We start from the raw sequence: 15,539 nt of genomic DNA, 5'->3' as shown, positions 1-15,539 counted from the left end.
CAGTTGAAATATTTCTAAAAGAAAACGAAGAAAAAAAAATTAAAAAAAAAAGAAAACCTTTTTGAAAATGAGCGTGGCATTCTGTCAAGGTTCTTCGGAAAAAGTTTTTGTTTACATTTTTATAGACAAAAACTTTTTTCAAAAATCCGGAGGACTTGACCTTGACAGAATTTAGCTGTTGGACTGGAAAGTGAATTATCTTTGGTTTGTTTTTTAACTTTTTATCAAATAAGATATGCCTCGCATTAATAAAAAGGCTGAAATTTAAGAAAAACTAGATTATCCAATACCCAATAATTCTTCAATAATATCTTTTTTAAATTTAGAAAATGGTCTTTTGTGATAATCTTTCTTTTTAGACTCAATGCCAAACAATAATCTAGATATTTCGCTTTCTGATATTGATAAATTAAAAGTGTCTTCGAATAAAATCTTTAGATAATTATCACTATACTTATATCTTAAATCTAATAAATCTTTCAGTTCTCTCTTTGAACTACTATCATAAATTTCTTTCAACCTACTATACTCTAGGCTAGCTTCAGCCTTTGAATCAGTATTAATAAATTTTACAGTTGGATTTGTAATTCTTGTATCATAATCATATGAAAAAGAAAATATTAATTCTTCTTCATATGGATGAAAAATATTATCTAAAGCCTTATCCCATCCACATTTTGGCGAGTTATTGTGCTTAATATGATTGCATGATTGGCAACTAGGAATTAAATTATAAAAGCTCAAAGACAATACTGGATGACTTTCTTTTGGAAACCAATGATCTAATTGAGCTCGAGCTCTATCTTTTACTAATTGCACTGTGTAGTTTCTATTACAATAAACACAAGTGTCAATATTAAGCTTTTCTAAAAATTCTTGGTTATTAAAATTGCCATATCCTGTGTCAATAAAAAAACTTTTAATGAGTTTTCTGTGATTAGAAGACAATGGTAAAGATTCATATTTCTCATGCAATTTTAAAAGCTCATTTGGTTTGCTACTAATCAGCTCTTTATAATGCTCCTTTAGGAATTTTAAGAAGCTAAAATGCAAGTATTTTCTTTCTCTACTTTTTCCTCTTATTACAAACTTGTCGGTAAGTATTTTCTCGAATATTCTAGTAACTTCTTGTTTATGAAATTTTACCGCACTTTCAGATGGATTTATTGTTAGCATTATAAATTAAATTTTTTGTTCAAATAATCAATTTGTTTTCTTGCTACCTCCTTTTGTACTTCGCTTTTCCCTGAAAGCTCGTCTAGCATTTCTGCCAATTTCAATCTTAATATTGGTTCATCAATAATTTTGATAATCTGCCTATGGTAATCAAAATCATCTTTATTTTGATTAAAAGATTTTTCACTTTTTTTAGCTTCGCTGATCCACTGAATTGTTTTATTTATTGTTTCTTCTGCAAACTCCCCCATTAATAAGCCACTTTTGATTTCATCACTGAAAAAGAAGCTATTAACTAATAAATCAGAAATGTTTGCAGCAAAAGTACTTGCTCTATCAAAAGTATCTACACCTCCATCTTTTAAAAAGAGTACGTTCTGTTTTGGAATATCTGATAATATAAACGGCGAATGAGTAATAAACAGAATATTGAGATTATCATATCGTTGATAAACGGAATTTATCGCTTTCAACAAATCATTTAGGAAAGTTCTTTGAAAGTCAGGATGCGAGTATAATTCTATTTCATCAAAAATTATATTAACATTCTTATAATAAATCATTTTTTCATTTGGATCGTTCTCATCAATTATTAACTCTTGAACAGATTTTAGATTTCTCAAATGATAAATTACTGAATGAATGCTATACAATTTTTGCTTCTCTCCAGAGCTAAAATTATTAAAATTATGATTTGAATAATTCTCTTCAAAAAAGTAATTTACTTTAAAGATAGAAGGAAGCGACTGTGCAATAGAGAACTTATTCATTAAATAATGTTCTTTGGGATCTATTCTAGACTTAAATGCTGTATCAATCACCTCATATAGATCATCAATCTTAATCAATTTTTCGTTTAGTTTTTCTATAAAAATTTCATCCATTTTTACATATTGATGCTTCAATAAAAAGATTGCTTGGCATAGTTTGTCTGTGATGTGACTTCCATCATCTTTTAATTGTTCGAAATATTCCCTTAGATTATCTGGACTAATTAATGTGAAATATAAGGGATTATCATTTTTCATAATAATGCAATGTTTCCCTTTTCGATATTTCTGATATTTTTTATAGAATGTAATTTTGTATAGCTTTAGAAGAATATAATCTCTCAAGTAAGGGTAAAAACTTTTGTTGATAACGTTTTTGATTTCTATTTTTTCAATATAAAATATTTCAAGTAACAATTCGAGATATTCAATTTTTTCTTCATCTCTATTATTTATCCGAAGATCTTTTTTTTCACTCTCATCCCAATGACTAAATTTCTTATAATCAATTTCTATGGATATATGGGAAACATCTTTACCTTTGGCAATACTTCTAAGTTTTTCTTCTTGCAAAATATTCACGAGAAAACGCGAGGACGCTAAATACTTTTCAGAATTTACATCTATGTTACCATCTTCACGAAATGGATTTATTACAATAGGTAATTGATAACTGTCGTTTTTGTGAAAAACGCCTTTCAACCATTCACCTGTTTCACTTGTATTATAACCATAATGTGAGTAATTTATAACCATTGTGTAAAAAAAATCTTTAAAGAAAAGAAGTTCTGATTTTGAAAGCTCTTTTTCACCTTCTGGTTTATGACTTTTGATATGTACTTCGGTATTCTTTTGAAGTGAAAAAGTTTTTGGATTAGAATTGAAATCTTTATCAAAATCTAATAATGTAATTTCATTATTTTGAATTTTAAGTTTCCTAATCTTTTCCCTATTATTTTCTTGAAATTGGTTATAATAAAAATAAATTTCAACATTTATTGAATTTAAATCTTTAACAATACTTTCATTATATTTCGTAACAAGCTCCTTTTTCTTCTCTTCATCTTTACTATCATATAAGTTTTCAGGGTTAATAAAATCATCCTTAATTTGCAAAGATATTTTTACAATTGACGCCACGAGTAACTCGATTAAAGCGCTTTTGCCAGACCCATTCTTACCTACAATTGCTGAAACATTTATATTCGTCTTTGCATCATCTGTGCCTTGAGAAAACAAATCGTCAGGAATAGTTGCTAGGTAATCAATCTTAATTACATCATTTTTTGAATCGATTATCTCTTGATTATTGTTATCATAAAAAATATAATCATTGTAAAACTTATACAATTGATTAGTTTTTAAATTTTTGAGATAATTTGGATTACACTCTTTTAGCGGTCTTATCGCAATTAATTTGAAGCTCATAGTTTTAGTTGTTTATAATTTAATTCTCAATTGGTTATCAATTCTAAATCGTTTAAAAACTTTTTACAATTATAAAAATCATAGTAAGAATTTTTTAATATTTCAAGTTTAAACTTTACTGGTAAGAACTTACCATATTTAGAGAAATCTAGAATTTCAGGGGTATTTTCTATGAGAGTTGTTAAAACCAGATCTAAATTAATATTGGAAGATTCTAAATTTTTCATTTTTGAAACAAATTCTTCCTGTGAAGTTTTTATTTCAAAAGAGGAATCTAGTTCAGAGTAAATATTATGAATTTTTAAAGTATCAAAAAAAAGTTTCAGTGTTCTGTTGATTTTTGATCCTGTGAATGAATAAAATATAAGGTTTTTATTTGTTGAAAGTAAGGGTCTATCCTTCGCAATATCTGTAAAATTAAAGACTGAAAATTCTTTTTGCATTTCTGTTATTACATCTTGACTTGGTTCATCAAGAAAATCATATTCTCTTTTTGAGACTAAAACTTCCAGCATTTTTGTTCTTATTTTGTCTGCGACATTTGCCCCGTTGCCTTCAAAAATAGGTCTCTTACCATCTTTTGCAGGAATAACTTCTATTTTTTTTGATTTTAAATCAACATTCGTAATTTTCCAAATTCTTGCAGACAAATAGATATTTTCATCTTCCCGAATCTGAAGTGTTAGTGGGACTTCTCCGACTTTATTTCCTTTATGTGATACTTTAAATAAATTTTCGGTTTGGAAAACACTATAAAATTCTTTGTTATTGACAATTTTCTCACCTCCAATTCCTAAAATCAGCTCTATACCGAGTTTTTCAATAAGATCTTTTCCAACTAAGAAATCAATTATTTCCTCTATTTCTGATGTACCGATATTCTTAAAAGCAGCATTTTGTAACAATTCTGCGATTAACTGCTTTTTTGAAATTCCTGATGTCCCTTTTACAACAGACAATATTTGATGAACCAAAATATCATAAGATTTTTTATTCAAAGAAATTGGCTCGATGTACTTTTCTTCATATAATAGCCAACAAGCTACTGATTGTAACAAAGTCCATCGATTGGTAGCATATAAGAATAAATTACTCGCTTTATCATCTCTTCTCCCACTTCTTCCAACTCTTTGTATCAAAGAAGCAATACTATGTGTCGCATCAATCTGAACAACCTGATCTACACTTCCTATGTCTATTCCCAATTCTAAGGTAGATGTACAGGCAATACTAAAATTTTGGTAAGTGTTATTCTTTGCAAAAAATTCTACGTATTCCCGAACTTCCTTATCTACAGAAGAATGATGAGAAAAATAGTTTTGATGTCCTCCAACTTTATCTGAAATCTTTCTTAGTTTTACGGCAACTTCTTCAACTCTCCCTCTTGCGTTGGGGAAAATCAATGATTTATTATTTCTTGTCTGAATATATAAATCCTTTAGTAAATTAACAGGTAGTTCAGCTCCGCTACCTTCGAAATATCTAAAGACAGCATTAATGGGTTTAGGAGTAGTATCTCTTATAACTTTTGTATTTTCAATATCTCCTATGAAGTTCTTTAGCTCGATATATTGATTTGCATCACTTACGGTTGCAGAAAGAGCAATAGTTTTAAAATTTAACTTGTTTATTTTTTGTAATCTCGATAAAATGGATTGTAACTGAATCCCTCTATCTGAACCTAAAAAAGAATGAATTTCATCGATAACCACATAGTCTAATGTTGAAAATAGATGTTTAAGATTATAAGGTTTATTCACAAACATTGCTTCCATGGATTCCGGAGTAATTAAAACAATTCCGTTTGGCTTTCTCAGCAATCTATCTTTCTGGCTTTTGCTTGCTTCACCGTGCCATTTGGTTACACTAATGTCCAAATATTCACATAATTCTTCCACACGTCGAAATTGATCGTTAATTAGAGCAATCAAAGGAGAAATATAAAGAACCTTGACACCCTCCTCATTAAAATTTGTCCTTGATAATATAGGTAAAAATGCAGCTTCAGTTTTTCCAGAAGCCGTTCTTGATATTAGAACATAATTATTTTCAGTTGATAAAATGCGAGGAATTGCTGCCTCTTGAATTGGGCGAAGAGAAGCCCAACCCTTATCTCTAATATATTTTCTGATAGGCTCCGAAAGTAAATCAAAGGAGGTCATAATTCTTCAATGCTATCCAGTACATTTAAATCATTCGGTCTTTCGTCTTCAATTTCAATATCCCCAAAAAGTTTGGTTTTATCAACTTCTGGGTTTTGGCGAATAATATTTAAGATGTTGAGAAAATCACGGATAACCTCTCTCGGAGTTAAAAACTCTGAAGCTCCTGGTTTATTGAAAATCTCCTCCATGAAGGCTGAGATTTCCTCATCTGAAATTTTAATATCTGTTTTATAATTAAAATCAAAAATCAACTTCAATTTCTTTAATAAAACAAATATCTCATTATGATCTAGCGGTGTGAGTTTAATTACTGGTTGAGCATAATCCCGGATTTCCAGAGATTCAAACTTATTAGTTTGTAATCTTGACTTCAGTGCCTGATAACTGAATAAACCTCTTCTTTCATTTTCCAAGAATTCTTTTGTCCCAGCAAAATTAATCAATAAGTTTGAAATCTTGCCTTGAAAGCAATCATTATAAATAGACAAGATCTTTTCGTAATTTTTTTCTCTCATTACAGAAGTTGAAATCTTATAAAGATTAATAGCTTCATCAAGATTGATCATAAAACCACTATATCCCATACTTACAAATAGCTTACAAAAATTTTTAAGCATATCATAAAAATTCTGGTCATTGACGATTTCTCTGACACCGAGATCCTGTCTGGCTTCTGTTTTAGTTTTGTATTCACCTTTGAGCCATTTCAAAGCATTTCTTCTCAGGTATTCGTCATTTTTTATATAACCCTCGTAATATTTTACTATGACCGAACCAAAGTCAAAGCCGCCAACCTCCGTGATTTCGTTGATGGTTTTCATTATGGCATTTTGAATGAGAGCCAAATTTTCTTCTTTGCGGATGTCAACCAAAGAGATATGATGTTCTTCAGCAGTTTTAGTGATAACCTGTTCGATCCATTTTTCCAACAGTGTCTGTAAAGCACCACCTTCAGGTTTGGTCTGAATTGCAATATTGTCCATAATAGCAGAGTACAATAAAACGCTTTTCCCATCATTTGCATACAGACGATTGTCTGGCGTAAAATCAGCATTAGCTACAACGAATTTTTGTTTTAAGGCAACAGTATTTAGTAGGTGAAGCATAAATGATTTACCACTTCCAAAATCTCCAATCCAGAACTTCGCTAAGCTGTGTCCATTTTTAACATCATTCAGGGAACTTATAAAAGCTTCAATCTCTTCTGATCTGCCCACTGTAATATGCTGTACACCTATTTTAGGAACGATGCCACCTATCAGGGAATTGATAATTGAGGTAGCTTCTTTTGGTTTAATATTGTCAATCATTGTTTAATAGTTTTTTATAGTAATCAGTATTTATAGTGAAATAATCATTGTCCTCTTCAATCAAAACATCGTCTAAAACATCAAAGCAAATTTCGTTAATCGCATCAACAGTAGAGCTCATCAATAAATTTTGATCTTTCAGATATTCCTCTAAATCACTTTGAGAAATATTGAAACTGTTCTTTTCAAAAACGCCTAACACATCTTTTTGTACACTTGTTAAGCTGATTTCGTTCAGGTACTTAGAATGAAGATGCTCAACATTCTTATGAATGATATTGATTTGTACTTCGTCTTTATTTGCAATTTCCTCAGATACAATCACAATGTTATCATCTTCATACTCATCCTGAAGGTATTCGTTTAATAGGTCTACTGTACCGGAGTGTTGCTTTTTTACCTCCTCGATGGTATCTTTATCTATAAAAATCTTCTTTCTCTTGGGTAGGTAAATGGAGTTTATTTTTTCCAGCGTTGTATCAAGATTTTTATTCGTTATGAAATCGCTCAGTATCTGTTCAAAATCATTCAGCTGTTCATTGGTCTTAAAAAGGCTTTTCTGAATGGTTTTATTCATCTGTTTGTTATCAAACTTTGCAGAGCTCAGATCTTTATCAATGTAATAAATGTAAAGTCTTAAGGCGGTAACCTTATTGATTTTAGCGACGAACTTTGAGGCTTCGTAAAAAATATTCTCCACCGACGGATTTTTAATATTTTCTTCAGCCAATTGTATTATTTGCTGTTCTAAATTTTCAGAGTCAGAATATTGTGCTACTATCTTGTCATATTTGGTCTTCCACCGTGTTGTATTGCTTTCGTTGAGGCGCTTTTCCGTTTCGAGATCTGGGGTAGTAATTTGTTTTTGATCTTCGGGAAAGAACACATCTAATTTCGTAATGACTTTTTCAAAATAAACATTGTAAATCTCAGGGTTACTATAGTTAAATTCCGCTGTTAATTTTCGTTTGTTGGAATAAGATTCTCGGACATTGTTTTCACTCAATTTTAAGATGTGCCCATAAATCTGTCCCTGAACGGTTTCGAAACTGTATTTGTAGTTTTGACTTCCCTTCCGGTAGCGGTAATACTTCCTTACAATTAGATCTGTTAATTCATCTATTAGATTATCGAGTGAATTATCAACAGAAGTAAAGTTTTGCTGAAGATGTTCAGTGGCTCTTAGAAATTGTTTAAGTACTTCAAGTTTACAAAATTCTATTTCAGTAAAAACATTGTTTTGAAACCATATCTTGTTAAGTGTATTTTCTTGCTCATTAGAAAGGTCAAGTATCTTTTTATATCTTTTCCCTAATTTCCAGTAATCATAATCATAAACGTTGTTTTTTTCTCTATATTCTTGTGCCTCATCGTTCATATTGTAATCGTCAAGTCTTTGAATAAGAAATGAGACACAATAGGATTTTGTGATTGGATAATTGTTGCCAAGATCTTCCAATTGCTCTTCGATTTTTTGGAAATCCTTATGGACTGCAAATTCATTCAGCAGATCAAACATTAGAATGAAGGAATAGTTGGCATTACCATTTAAAAAAAGAAAATTTCCTTTTAAGAATTCTGTTTTGAATACGTTGTAGAATTTACGTTGCTCCGCGTTTGCCGTGTTGAGATCAGAATATGAATATACATAGCGATGAGGCCAGTAAGGAGCGGAAATATTTGCAGATCTGTTTTCTGAAGTAACTTTAATATTGCCTAATAATGACGTTACAATGTTTGACACATCAATTATAGAATCGTCTGTTTTAGTTATATTCTCTTCCATACTGACAGATGCTTTTACTGGACTACTGTAGCGTATTGTGATCTGCTCTTCTTTTTGTATTTTTGAAACAGGTTCAACATTGATCACAGGTTTAATGGTGGGAATAGATGTTTTTATTGATTTGTCAAAACTTGTAGTGATTTGAGTTTCTTTTTGAACTTTTTCAACATGTTTAACAATGGCCTTAGGTCTATCAGTACGTGAACGTGAAGTTTTTAAGACAACTTTTTTACTATTTTTCTTGTTCTGATTGACTAACGCAAAAAATAAAATAACGAAAACTAAGATTATAAAAATAGTCATATCTTAATTTTCTATGGCGTCAAACACATCATATTCATGAACTAGGATGATGGTATGGCCTGACTTTCTCAGGTCTAAAGCTTTCTCAACTTTTCTGCCATAGCAGGCATAGCTCCAGCAAGCATTGTTGGTATCACCAATCACAAGGTAATCTGCTTTTTTAGATATGGTGTTCACTGGAATGCCGCCTTTGCTTTTGATTGCAGTTTGCAGTTCGTTTCGGGTTCCTCGGCTTAAAATGCCAGTTATACAGAATGTTTTGTTTTCAAAAACTATTTCTGGATCTACTGCGCAAATTCCTGAGATGTTTACATCGGTCGTCAATTGGTCAATCGATTCTTTTATCTGATCATTTTTGAGCTCTACGAATTGTTTTATAAAAGCTATTAATACCAACCTTTCTTCTTCATCGATCTTCTTGTCAGAGACGATAGACAAAACTAGACTTCTTATTTCGTCATAAGGATAATAGGAATTAAGATGTTCGTTGTCAGACAGCCATTTGTGAAGGTTGAAAATCTCGTCATCGTTAAGGTTACCGTCTGCAAGTAATCCATGGAAAATTCCTTGCAATTGCTGTAGGTCTGAAGTTATACCGTTATAATAGATACTGTCGTGCTCGTATTTTTGGCAGAGCCAATACAGATCTTCAATAGATTCTTTCGGTGGAATGTCATTGGACGCAGTATTTTCAATTAGAAGCATAAATTCCTTGAAGGGATTTCTGTTGATCAATGCGTGATTTTCTTTTGCCCACAATTGCAATTCCTTCATTTCGTAAGAATCTATTTTTTCATCTGATAGTATGCCTAATAAAATTCCTTTTAAAGAATTGATTGCTTTATCTGCTCGTGCCTTCACAGTAACAATTTGCTGTGTTGTATTTTCAAAAGTGGTCATAGTTGTGATTGAATTTTCGATATTGTTATTAGTTGATCTTATTTTTATAATGGAAATTATAAAGTTAAGTATTTATATAACAATTTTCATCATATAAGATTAAAACGTTGCAATCTACATAATATCATACAGATTATTTTACGGTTTTCCGTAAATACGTAAATCCTACGATCAACAAAATAAATATTGACAATATTTTATTGAAAAAATAAGAATCACAACCGATAATTATTACAAGTTAAAATGTCTTAGTGGAATTACAAATCAGCTCAGTTTCTTGGATAGATTAATTTTTTTTCTTTCTTGTTTATGGGAAGGTTTCAATTCCCCCGCAAAATCCAGCATAACAACCTGACTTCCTATAAACGGATTATAAGACGGCTGATAATCAATATAGCCCGAAGAATGCAGATTCTTCAGGCATTTGTGGTAGGTGGCTCTTGAGTGGATTTTACTGATTCGCATCACTTCATCACGAGAAATACTGACCGGATTTCGGAAACGGTTGAAATTCCAGAATTGGAATAATGCTAAGTAGAGGCTGATGTGTGTGGGATTAAGTGTATTATCCTGAGCCACCTTTTCATAGAAGCCTGTAAGATGTTTAATGTAATTCATTTTGTTAATAATAAATTATCCTTTGCCATTTAACATTTTCTCGATGTCTTTGTAATTGTAATATATTGTTCCTCCAACACGAGTGTAGGATAAGGTTCCACTGACACGGAGGTTCTGTAATGTTCCGGTAGAAATTTTCAGAAGCTCTTTGACCTCTGATGAACGCAGCCATAGTTTCTGCTCTGAAATTTTGATATTAAACAGATTTTTAATGTCTTCAAGCAATTCGGTTTTGAACTCCTGAAGGTCTTCTTTGGTAACAAGGTTTACTCTCATAGTTTCTTCATTTTTGTTTTTGATAAAATTTCTTTTGCAAAATTGGAATATCAAAATCGTTAAAACAATAGTGTTAAAGGGAGTTGGATTGAATAAGAACAATCTGGAATAATTTGGAAATAGGTGGAGATTAAAAAAGAATAAATAAGAATGATTTGGAATCTTTAAACCAATTTCAAGGAAAACAAAAAAAACAAGTTCCGCAGTTTTTTCCCCTTTTTGCAAAAAAGGCAAGAGAGTCTTTGGATATCAAACTTGAAAAGTTTGTATATACAAAGACACATCTTGCCGTTAAAATCAACGAATGTTATTTCAGAGCTCTAAAAAAAAGAAACAGAACCATAATTATTGTGTAATTAATTGAAAACCAGTATCTATTTTTTGTAAATCTGTTTTGAGAGATGACAAATGATGAAAATAATACCTAGCCTCTTTTTACGCAGTTTGACCTTGTATTATTTTACATACGTCAGCCAAGAACCTGTGTCTAATTTACGCAGGTCAATGGAATACCTGTATCTCTTTTACTCAGGTTGCTATTGTAAAGGAAAAATACCAACCTATATCTTTTTTACACAGGTCAGCTAAGAACCTGTATCTTTTTTACGCAGGTCGATTGAGTACCTGTATCTATTCTACACACCTATGAATTTTTAAAAGGTTTGCTGTTGTTGTGAAAACTTTGTTGGAATGTGGGAAACTCTAGGGAAAAGCAGTGGTGAGTTTTCCATATTTCAATAAACTCATTTACTATTTTACATCAAATATAGCAGATAGAAAATGATGAAAGCTCGGGCTAAATTTCCAAATATTTAAACCAATTCTTAATGTAAATGATTTGATAATAAAACTTTTTGTCTGTCAATTATTCAATTTCAGTTTACCAGATTTTTAATACCTCAGAAATGCTTTTCAGCATTGATCTTCAATAATTGTTCGAACAATTGAATTTTATTTCTAAACATATCTCTAATAATGTTTTGCCTTTAATATAGGTAAAAAAAAGAAGCCCACGCCGTTGTATATACTAGTTAGTATTTAGTGAGTGTTCAAGACCTCACCCTGCGGGTTTACAAGCACCCTCGTTATTTTTTTTAAGCTATCCAATGATCAATTCGATACCAGCTTTTTCTGCCTTGTACTTTATTTTGGTCTGTAATTCATAGTAACTCCAATTGCGCAGCACAAATTCCTGTTCTTTCGCAATGCCAATTTTGTCTTCCTGATCTTTAAGAATAAGCGTGCCCGCCTGTTGTTGGATGCAGAAATCGATAAGTTTCCGGCTATATAGGTGAAGCCGATGGCTTACATAACGGCTTTCCAGATTTTCTGTTTTATATAGTGCCTTTTGTTTCCGTTTGGCTCCATTTCCTGAACGGGCATATTCGACGCCCGCTTGAATTCTTTTTTGACTTGCCTGAATTGCGAGCCTGCGATATAAAAACTCCTCTTTCGAGCCAATATTGATTCGCACTTTGTTAGCTTTTACTACGATAGGATGTTCCAGAGACAGGGAAGCTTCTGCGATGACTTCGGGTTTTAAAAGGTGCTCTTCTTTTTCAAACTCAAATACTGCAAGCCAGTAGATTTTCCCTGCTTTCAGCTGGATCTGCGATGTACAAAGCTTGATCTCTTCTCTTAAGAGGCGTTCCATGATCAGACGCTTATCAGTGAAGTCTTTTCCTAAATACGTTTTAACCGGAATAGCAAACATATTGAAGCAAAATGCTTTCTTTTCGAGATCATACTTCATTTTGCTGATGCATTTTACCGGAAGCGGAATAGGAATGTCTTTTTTAAAGTTCCTCAAAGATTTTAACCCCTGCCAGTAATCCGCTTTGTTTTTAGAAAAGGTTGACTGGATCGTATTGTTCAGGCTTCCCAGAATATCGGTAGGGATTTCTCCTTTAAAACGGTCAGAGACCAGGCGTGCCGTTGTATTTGTTTTCGAACGGGTGAATATTCCCATTTCATCTTTGCTCGCATCAGCAAGCTTATATTGGACTTCTTCTGTGAAGTAAAAAAAATCCTTGATCATTTCCTGAACATATAGATGGGAAACGATAAAATTAGCCGCTCGGAAGCAGCGGTTTTGATACCGATACAGTTTTTCCCACATCTCTTTTTGTTCATTTGCCGGAAGATCGATCCGCAGCTGAATTCTTCGGGTCAATGTTATCGTGGATTTTTCCATTTCAAAAAGGTATTTCAGAAGTGTTTTGATTTTGTATATGTTGATATGCATACACAAATTCCCGATGGACTTCCTTTTCAGGTAATTTGAGTTCTTGGGCGATAACTGCAAAAGAAGATTTCTGATCAAACCTTCTTTTCAAAATATCAAGTTGTTGACTACTGAGTTTTTCTGACTGCTCCTTGTTATCGAAAGCTTTTTCCTGTGGCTGTTCAAAAGAACTTTTATTAAGAATTTTCCTAAGGTCATTTATAGCTCTGCTCACCTCATTGCTGATGTCTTTAACACTGCTTCCCATTGCTTCTGCGATTGGCTTGTGTTGAAAGCCATATTTAAGGCAAAGTTCAATCAGGTATTTTCTTTTGGGATCCAGAACGGGTAACACCTTTTTGACTTCATCGAAATTTTTCTGATCCGATTCGTGACTGAGGAGATTCTCTTTATCATTCAGGGGATCATAACCCACAAGATAATCCTGATAATTCTCAAAACTGTCAAGAGAAGCCATTAAGCAGGTGAATTTATTTCTTGGAGCAGTAACATACGATATACAATCCCTTTTCATCACAAACCGTAAAAATCCTGTAATATGATCAGGCGTTTCAATCGTATCGCGGTGCAGCCACAATTTAAGGAAGGTATCCTGAACGATAGTGTCCACTACAAAATCATCTTTAAGCACCTGCCATCGAACCCAGAAAAGAAGTCTTTTGTAACGCAGATGAATGTGTTCTAGAGCGGTCGGATTGCCTTTTTTCAGAAGTTCGTACAACTGAAGATTGCTTAACTTCCGGGGTAAAGAGTCTGTTCTTTTCATAAGCAGCGTATTTTAGCAAATTTTTGCTGGAAGGAACTGCTTAGATTTTATATGAATTCTACGCAACACTCAAAACACTATCTCACTACATTTTACCCAAAATAAAGACGTGGAACTCAACATATCCGAACTGGGGCACTGGTATACCTTATATGCAGATAAGTGAGCTCACGCCTAGGTCGTGAGCTACCTTACTTATCCTCTCGCATATTAAAAATTACCAGTTTTCAGTTCGAGATTCTAAGCAATAGCTTCTATTTTTCTTTGAAGTATCGCAAAGTTACATTTCAATAACTTATTTTACAAATCTATGAAAGTTTATTGAAATATGTACTATAGTACATAATATTTTTTAATGTTTTTCATTCACTTTGATTTATGAATGAATCATTAGACGAAATAGAGAGATACGTTATAAAACGTGTTAAAGAAATACGAGAATCTAAGGGTATTACCCAAGAGGAGCTCTCTCTTTCTATTGGAAAGAATATTGGATTTATTTCACAAATAGAAGCTCCATCCAAAAAAGCGAAATATAATATAATACACTTAAATTTAATTGCAATAGTGTTAGGATGCTCCATTAAGGATTTCATTCCTGATGAACCGATTCGAGATAAGAAATACGATATTAAAGAAATTAAAAGTAAAAAATCCTGACGAGAGTTGGGATTTTTTATTTATGTTAATGTATATCGTTTGGAACGAAAAAAAATTAAGTAAAAAAAATAACTTGGTAACAAAGATATTGAGGAGTCGTTGAAAAAAGCGTTTGCTGAATCACGAAAGTGAATAGATTGGCAAAAATTAAAGAACTTGGAATTGATTTATTTGGTGGATGTTTCAATTTTAGACAACAAAGGGGTGGATCCAGTTATTCGGTTCATGCTTGGGGTTTGGCAATAGATCTTGATCCGGAAAGAAATCAGTTAAAAGAAACATCAAAAACAGCACGCTTTGCACGTCTTGAATACAAACTAGTGATTGATATTTATTACAAATATGGATTTGTTTCATTAGGACGTGAAAAAAATTACGATTGGATGCACTTTCAATGGGAGAAATTTTGATAATATTTTAAGATAAAAGCCACATTTAATGTGGCTTTTGATTTACTTTTTTACGAATAAAATTTCGTTATTTCGTCAGCTTTTTTGTTAAACCTTTCTTCAATTGTATTTACAAAAGTTTTGTTATAATCAGAAATCCATTTATTATTACTTTCAATAAAAGACTTAGTAAGTGTTAAGGTTTTGTTTGCTTCATTTAATACAGTGAGTTTATCAAATTTTTTAGATCGAACCTCAAGTGTTATTTTATTGTTTATAGGTTCGTACACATTTTGATCCATTGAGGAAGTAAATGATACTGCAACGGGAGAATATCCAAATAATTCAGGGCTTCCAGTTGTTTCAGCTTCAACAGTTACTATATAAATTTCTTCTTCTTCACCCATAGGATAAGGATTCTCCCAAGATTGTTTTACTTTTACTTTTTCTGTTCTATGATCTAAAATTTTAACTTCACTGATTTCAACTTCATTCCATACTAATTTTTGTTGAATCTGTTTTAGTTTTTCATCTCTTTTTTCAGGAGTATCAATTTCTACATATTTGATGTTGTTTAATTCATTTTCTAACAAATCAAATAAATGTCCTGGTAAGTCATAAGCAATAGTTGGCAATAATGTTCTTGGTTTCATGGTATTTTTTTTAAAAATTAATTATGCTAATTTAAGAATCATTTTGAATTGGTATCGAAAAAGATATCATTTTTGAAGTTAGTTTCTTTCAAAC

13 protein-coding genes are annotated in these 15,539 nt (G+C 31.8%); 2 read left to right on the top strand and 11 right to left on the bottom strand.

Translation table 11 applies throughout. The features are described 5' to 3' along the window. Window positions 1-279: 279 nt before the first annotated feature. The 10 genes from H561_RS0121425 to H561_RS0121380 all read right to left on the bottom strand — a co-directional run bounded on the left by H561_RS0121425 (window position 280) and on the right by H561_RS0121380 (window position 13,743). Window positions 280-1,176 (bottom strand): HNH endonuclease, encoded by an 897-nt coding sequence (locus H561_RS0121425; protein WP_027388806.1) that lies wholly within the window; start codon window positions 1,174-1,176, stop codon window positions 280-282. After that, the gene (locus tag H561_RS0121420; RefSeq protein ID WP_027388805.1) at window positions 1,176-3,374 is read right to left on the bottom strand and encodes a hypothetical protein; all 2,199 of its coding nucleotides are present in this window, start codon (window positions 3,372-3,374) and stop codon (window positions 1,176-1,178) included. Before H561_RS0121420 ends, H561_RS0121425 begins: the two co-directional genes overlap by 1 nt. A 26-nt stretch (window positions 3,375-3,400) precedes the next feature. Beyond that, entirely contained in the window at window positions 3,401-5,536 is a 2,136-nt protein-coding gene (locus H561_RS0121415; RefSeq protein ID WP_027388804.1) for a DEAD/DEAH box helicase, read from the bottom strand. Further along, window positions 5,533-6,849, bottom strand: a complete 1,317-nt coding sequence (locus tag H561_RS0121410; protein ID WP_027388803.1) for an ATP-binding protein — start codon at window positions 6,847-6,849, stop codon at window positions 5,533-5,535. Before H561_RS0121410 ends, H561_RS0121415 begins: the two co-directional genes overlap by 4 nt. Continuing rightward, window positions 6,842-8,938 (bottom strand): tellurite resistance TerB C-terminal domain-containing protein, encoded by a 2,097-nt coding sequence (locus H561_RS23115; protein WP_051349490.1) that lies wholly within the window; start codon window positions 8,936-8,938, stop codon window positions 6,842-6,844. Before H561_RS23115 ends, H561_RS0121410 begins: the two co-directional genes overlap by 8 nt. Window positions 8,939-8,941: 3 nt before the next feature. After that, the gene (locus H561_RS0121400; protein ID WP_027388802.1) at window positions 8,942-9,838 is read right to left on the bottom strand and encodes a BRCT domain-containing protein; all 897 of its coding nucleotides are present in this window, start codon (window positions 9,836-9,838) and stop codon (window positions 8,942-8,944) included. A 264-nt stretch (window positions 9,839-10,102) separates the two neighbouring features. After that, window positions 10,103-10,456 carry a hypothetical protein gene (locus H561_RS23110; protein ID WP_228372326.1) on the bottom strand — a complete coding sequence of 118 codons (354 nt, stop codon included), beginning with the start codon at window positions 10,454-10,456 and terminating at the stop codon, window positions 10,103-10,105. 15 nt (window positions 10,457-10,471) lie between these two features. Further along, entirely contained in the window at window positions 10,472-10,732 is a 261-nt protein-coding gene (locus H561_RS0121390) for a helix-turn-helix domain-containing protein (RefSeq protein ID WP_034731777.1), read from the bottom strand. 1,099 nt (window positions 10,733-11,831) lie between these two features. Then, entirely contained in the window at window positions 11,832-12,926 is a 1,095-nt protein-coding gene (locus tag H561_RS0121385; protein WP_027388800.1) for a hypothetical protein, read from the bottom strand. A gap of 1 nt (window position 12,927) precedes the next feature. Then, window positions 12,928-13,743 (bottom strand): RNA polymerase sigma factor, encoded by an 816-nt coding sequence (locus tag H561_RS0121380; RefSeq protein ID WP_027388799.1) that lies wholly within the window; start codon window positions 13,741-13,743, stop codon window positions 12,928-12,930. A gap of 378 nt (window positions 13,744-14,121) precedes the next feature. On the opposite strand from H561_RS0121380, the gene H561_RS0121375 reads away from it, so the two are divergent. Together H561_RS0121375 and H561_RS23105 are read left to right on the top strand one after the other, a co-directional pair. After that, window positions 14,122-14,403, top strand: a complete 282-nt coding sequence (locus H561_RS0121375; RefSeq protein ID WP_027388798.1) for a helix-turn-helix domain-containing protein — start codon at window positions 14,122-14,124, stop codon at window positions 14,401-14,403. Between the two features lie 137 nt (window positions 14,404-14,540). Further along, on the top strand, window positions 14,541-14,813 hold the full coding sequence (locus tag H561_RS23105; protein ID WP_228372325.1) for a M15 family metallopeptidase: 273 nt from the start codon (window positions 14,541-14,543) through the stop codon (window positions 14,811-14,813). 50 nt (window positions 14,814-14,863) lie between these two features. Here the strand turns inward: H561_RS23105 and H561_RS0121365 are convergent, their stop codons facing one another. Then, entirely contained in the window at window positions 14,864-15,445 is a 582-nt protein-coding gene (locus H561_RS0121365; protein ID WP_027388797.1) for a hypothetical protein, read from the bottom strand. Window positions 15,446-15,539: the final 94 nt, after the last annotated feature.

Source organism: Chryseobacterium gregarium DSM 19109 (assembly GCF_000430845.1).
GTDB lineage: Bacteria > Bacteroidota > Bacteroidia > Flavobacteriales > Weeksellaceae > Chryseobacterium > Chryseobacterium gregarium.
The sequence above is the reverse complement of the archived record's forward strand: the minus strand, read 5'-3'. Positions and strand labels throughout refer to the sequence as shown.

What these genes read in the sequence shown, in the direction of transcription:
- H561_RS0121390 (WP_034731777.1), bottom strand. Translation starts at nt 10,732, where the DNA reads ATGAGAGTAAACCTTGTTACCAAAGAAGACCTTCAGGAGTTCAAAACC.
- H561_RS0121365 (WP_027388797.1), bottom strand. Translation starts at nt 15,445, where the DNA reads ATGAAACCAAGAACATTATTGCCAACTATTGCTTATGACTTACCAGGA.
- H561_RS0121375 (WP_027388798.1), top strand. Translation starts at nt 14,122, where the DNA reads ATGAATGAATCATTAGACGAAATAGAGAGATACGTTATAAAACGTGTT.
- H561_RS0121420 (WP_027388805.1), bottom strand. Translation starts at nt 3,374, where the DNA reads ATGAGCTTCAAATTAATTGCGATAAGACCGCTAAAAGAGTGTAATCCA.
- H561_RS0121380 (WP_027388799.1), bottom strand. Translation starts at nt 13,743, where the DNA reads ATGAAAAGAACAGACTCTTTACCCCGGAAGTTAAGCAATCTTCAGTTG.
- H561_RS0121415 (WP_027388804.1), bottom strand. Translation starts at nt 5,536, where the DNA reads ATGACCTCCTTTGATTTACTTTCGGAGCCTATCAGAAAATATATTAGA.
- H561_RS0121410 (WP_027388803.1), bottom strand. Translation starts at nt 6,849, where the DNA reads ATGATTGACAATATTAAACCAAAAGAAGCTACCTCAATTATCAATTCC.
- H561_RS0121425 (WP_027388806.1), bottom strand. Translation starts at nt 1,176, where the DNA reads ATGCTAACAATAAATCCATCTGAAAGTGCGGTAAAATTTCATAAACAA.
- H561_RS0121400 (WP_027388802.1), bottom strand. Translation starts at nt 9,838, where the DNA reads ATGACCACTTTTGAAAATACAACACAGCAAATTGTTACTGTGAAGGCA.
- H561_RS23115 (WP_051349490.1), bottom strand. Translation starts at nt 8,938, where the DNA reads ATGACTATTTTTATAATCTTAGTTTTCGTTATTTTATTTTTTGCGTTA.
- H561_RS23110 (WP_228372326.1), bottom strand. Translation starts at nt 10,456, where the DNA reads ATGAATTACATTAAACATCTTACAGGCTTCTATGAAAAGGTGGCTCAG.
- H561_RS0121385 (WP_027388800.1), bottom strand. Translation starts at nt 12,926, where the DNA reads ATGGAAAAATCCACGATAACATTGACCCGAAGAATTCAGCTGCGGATC.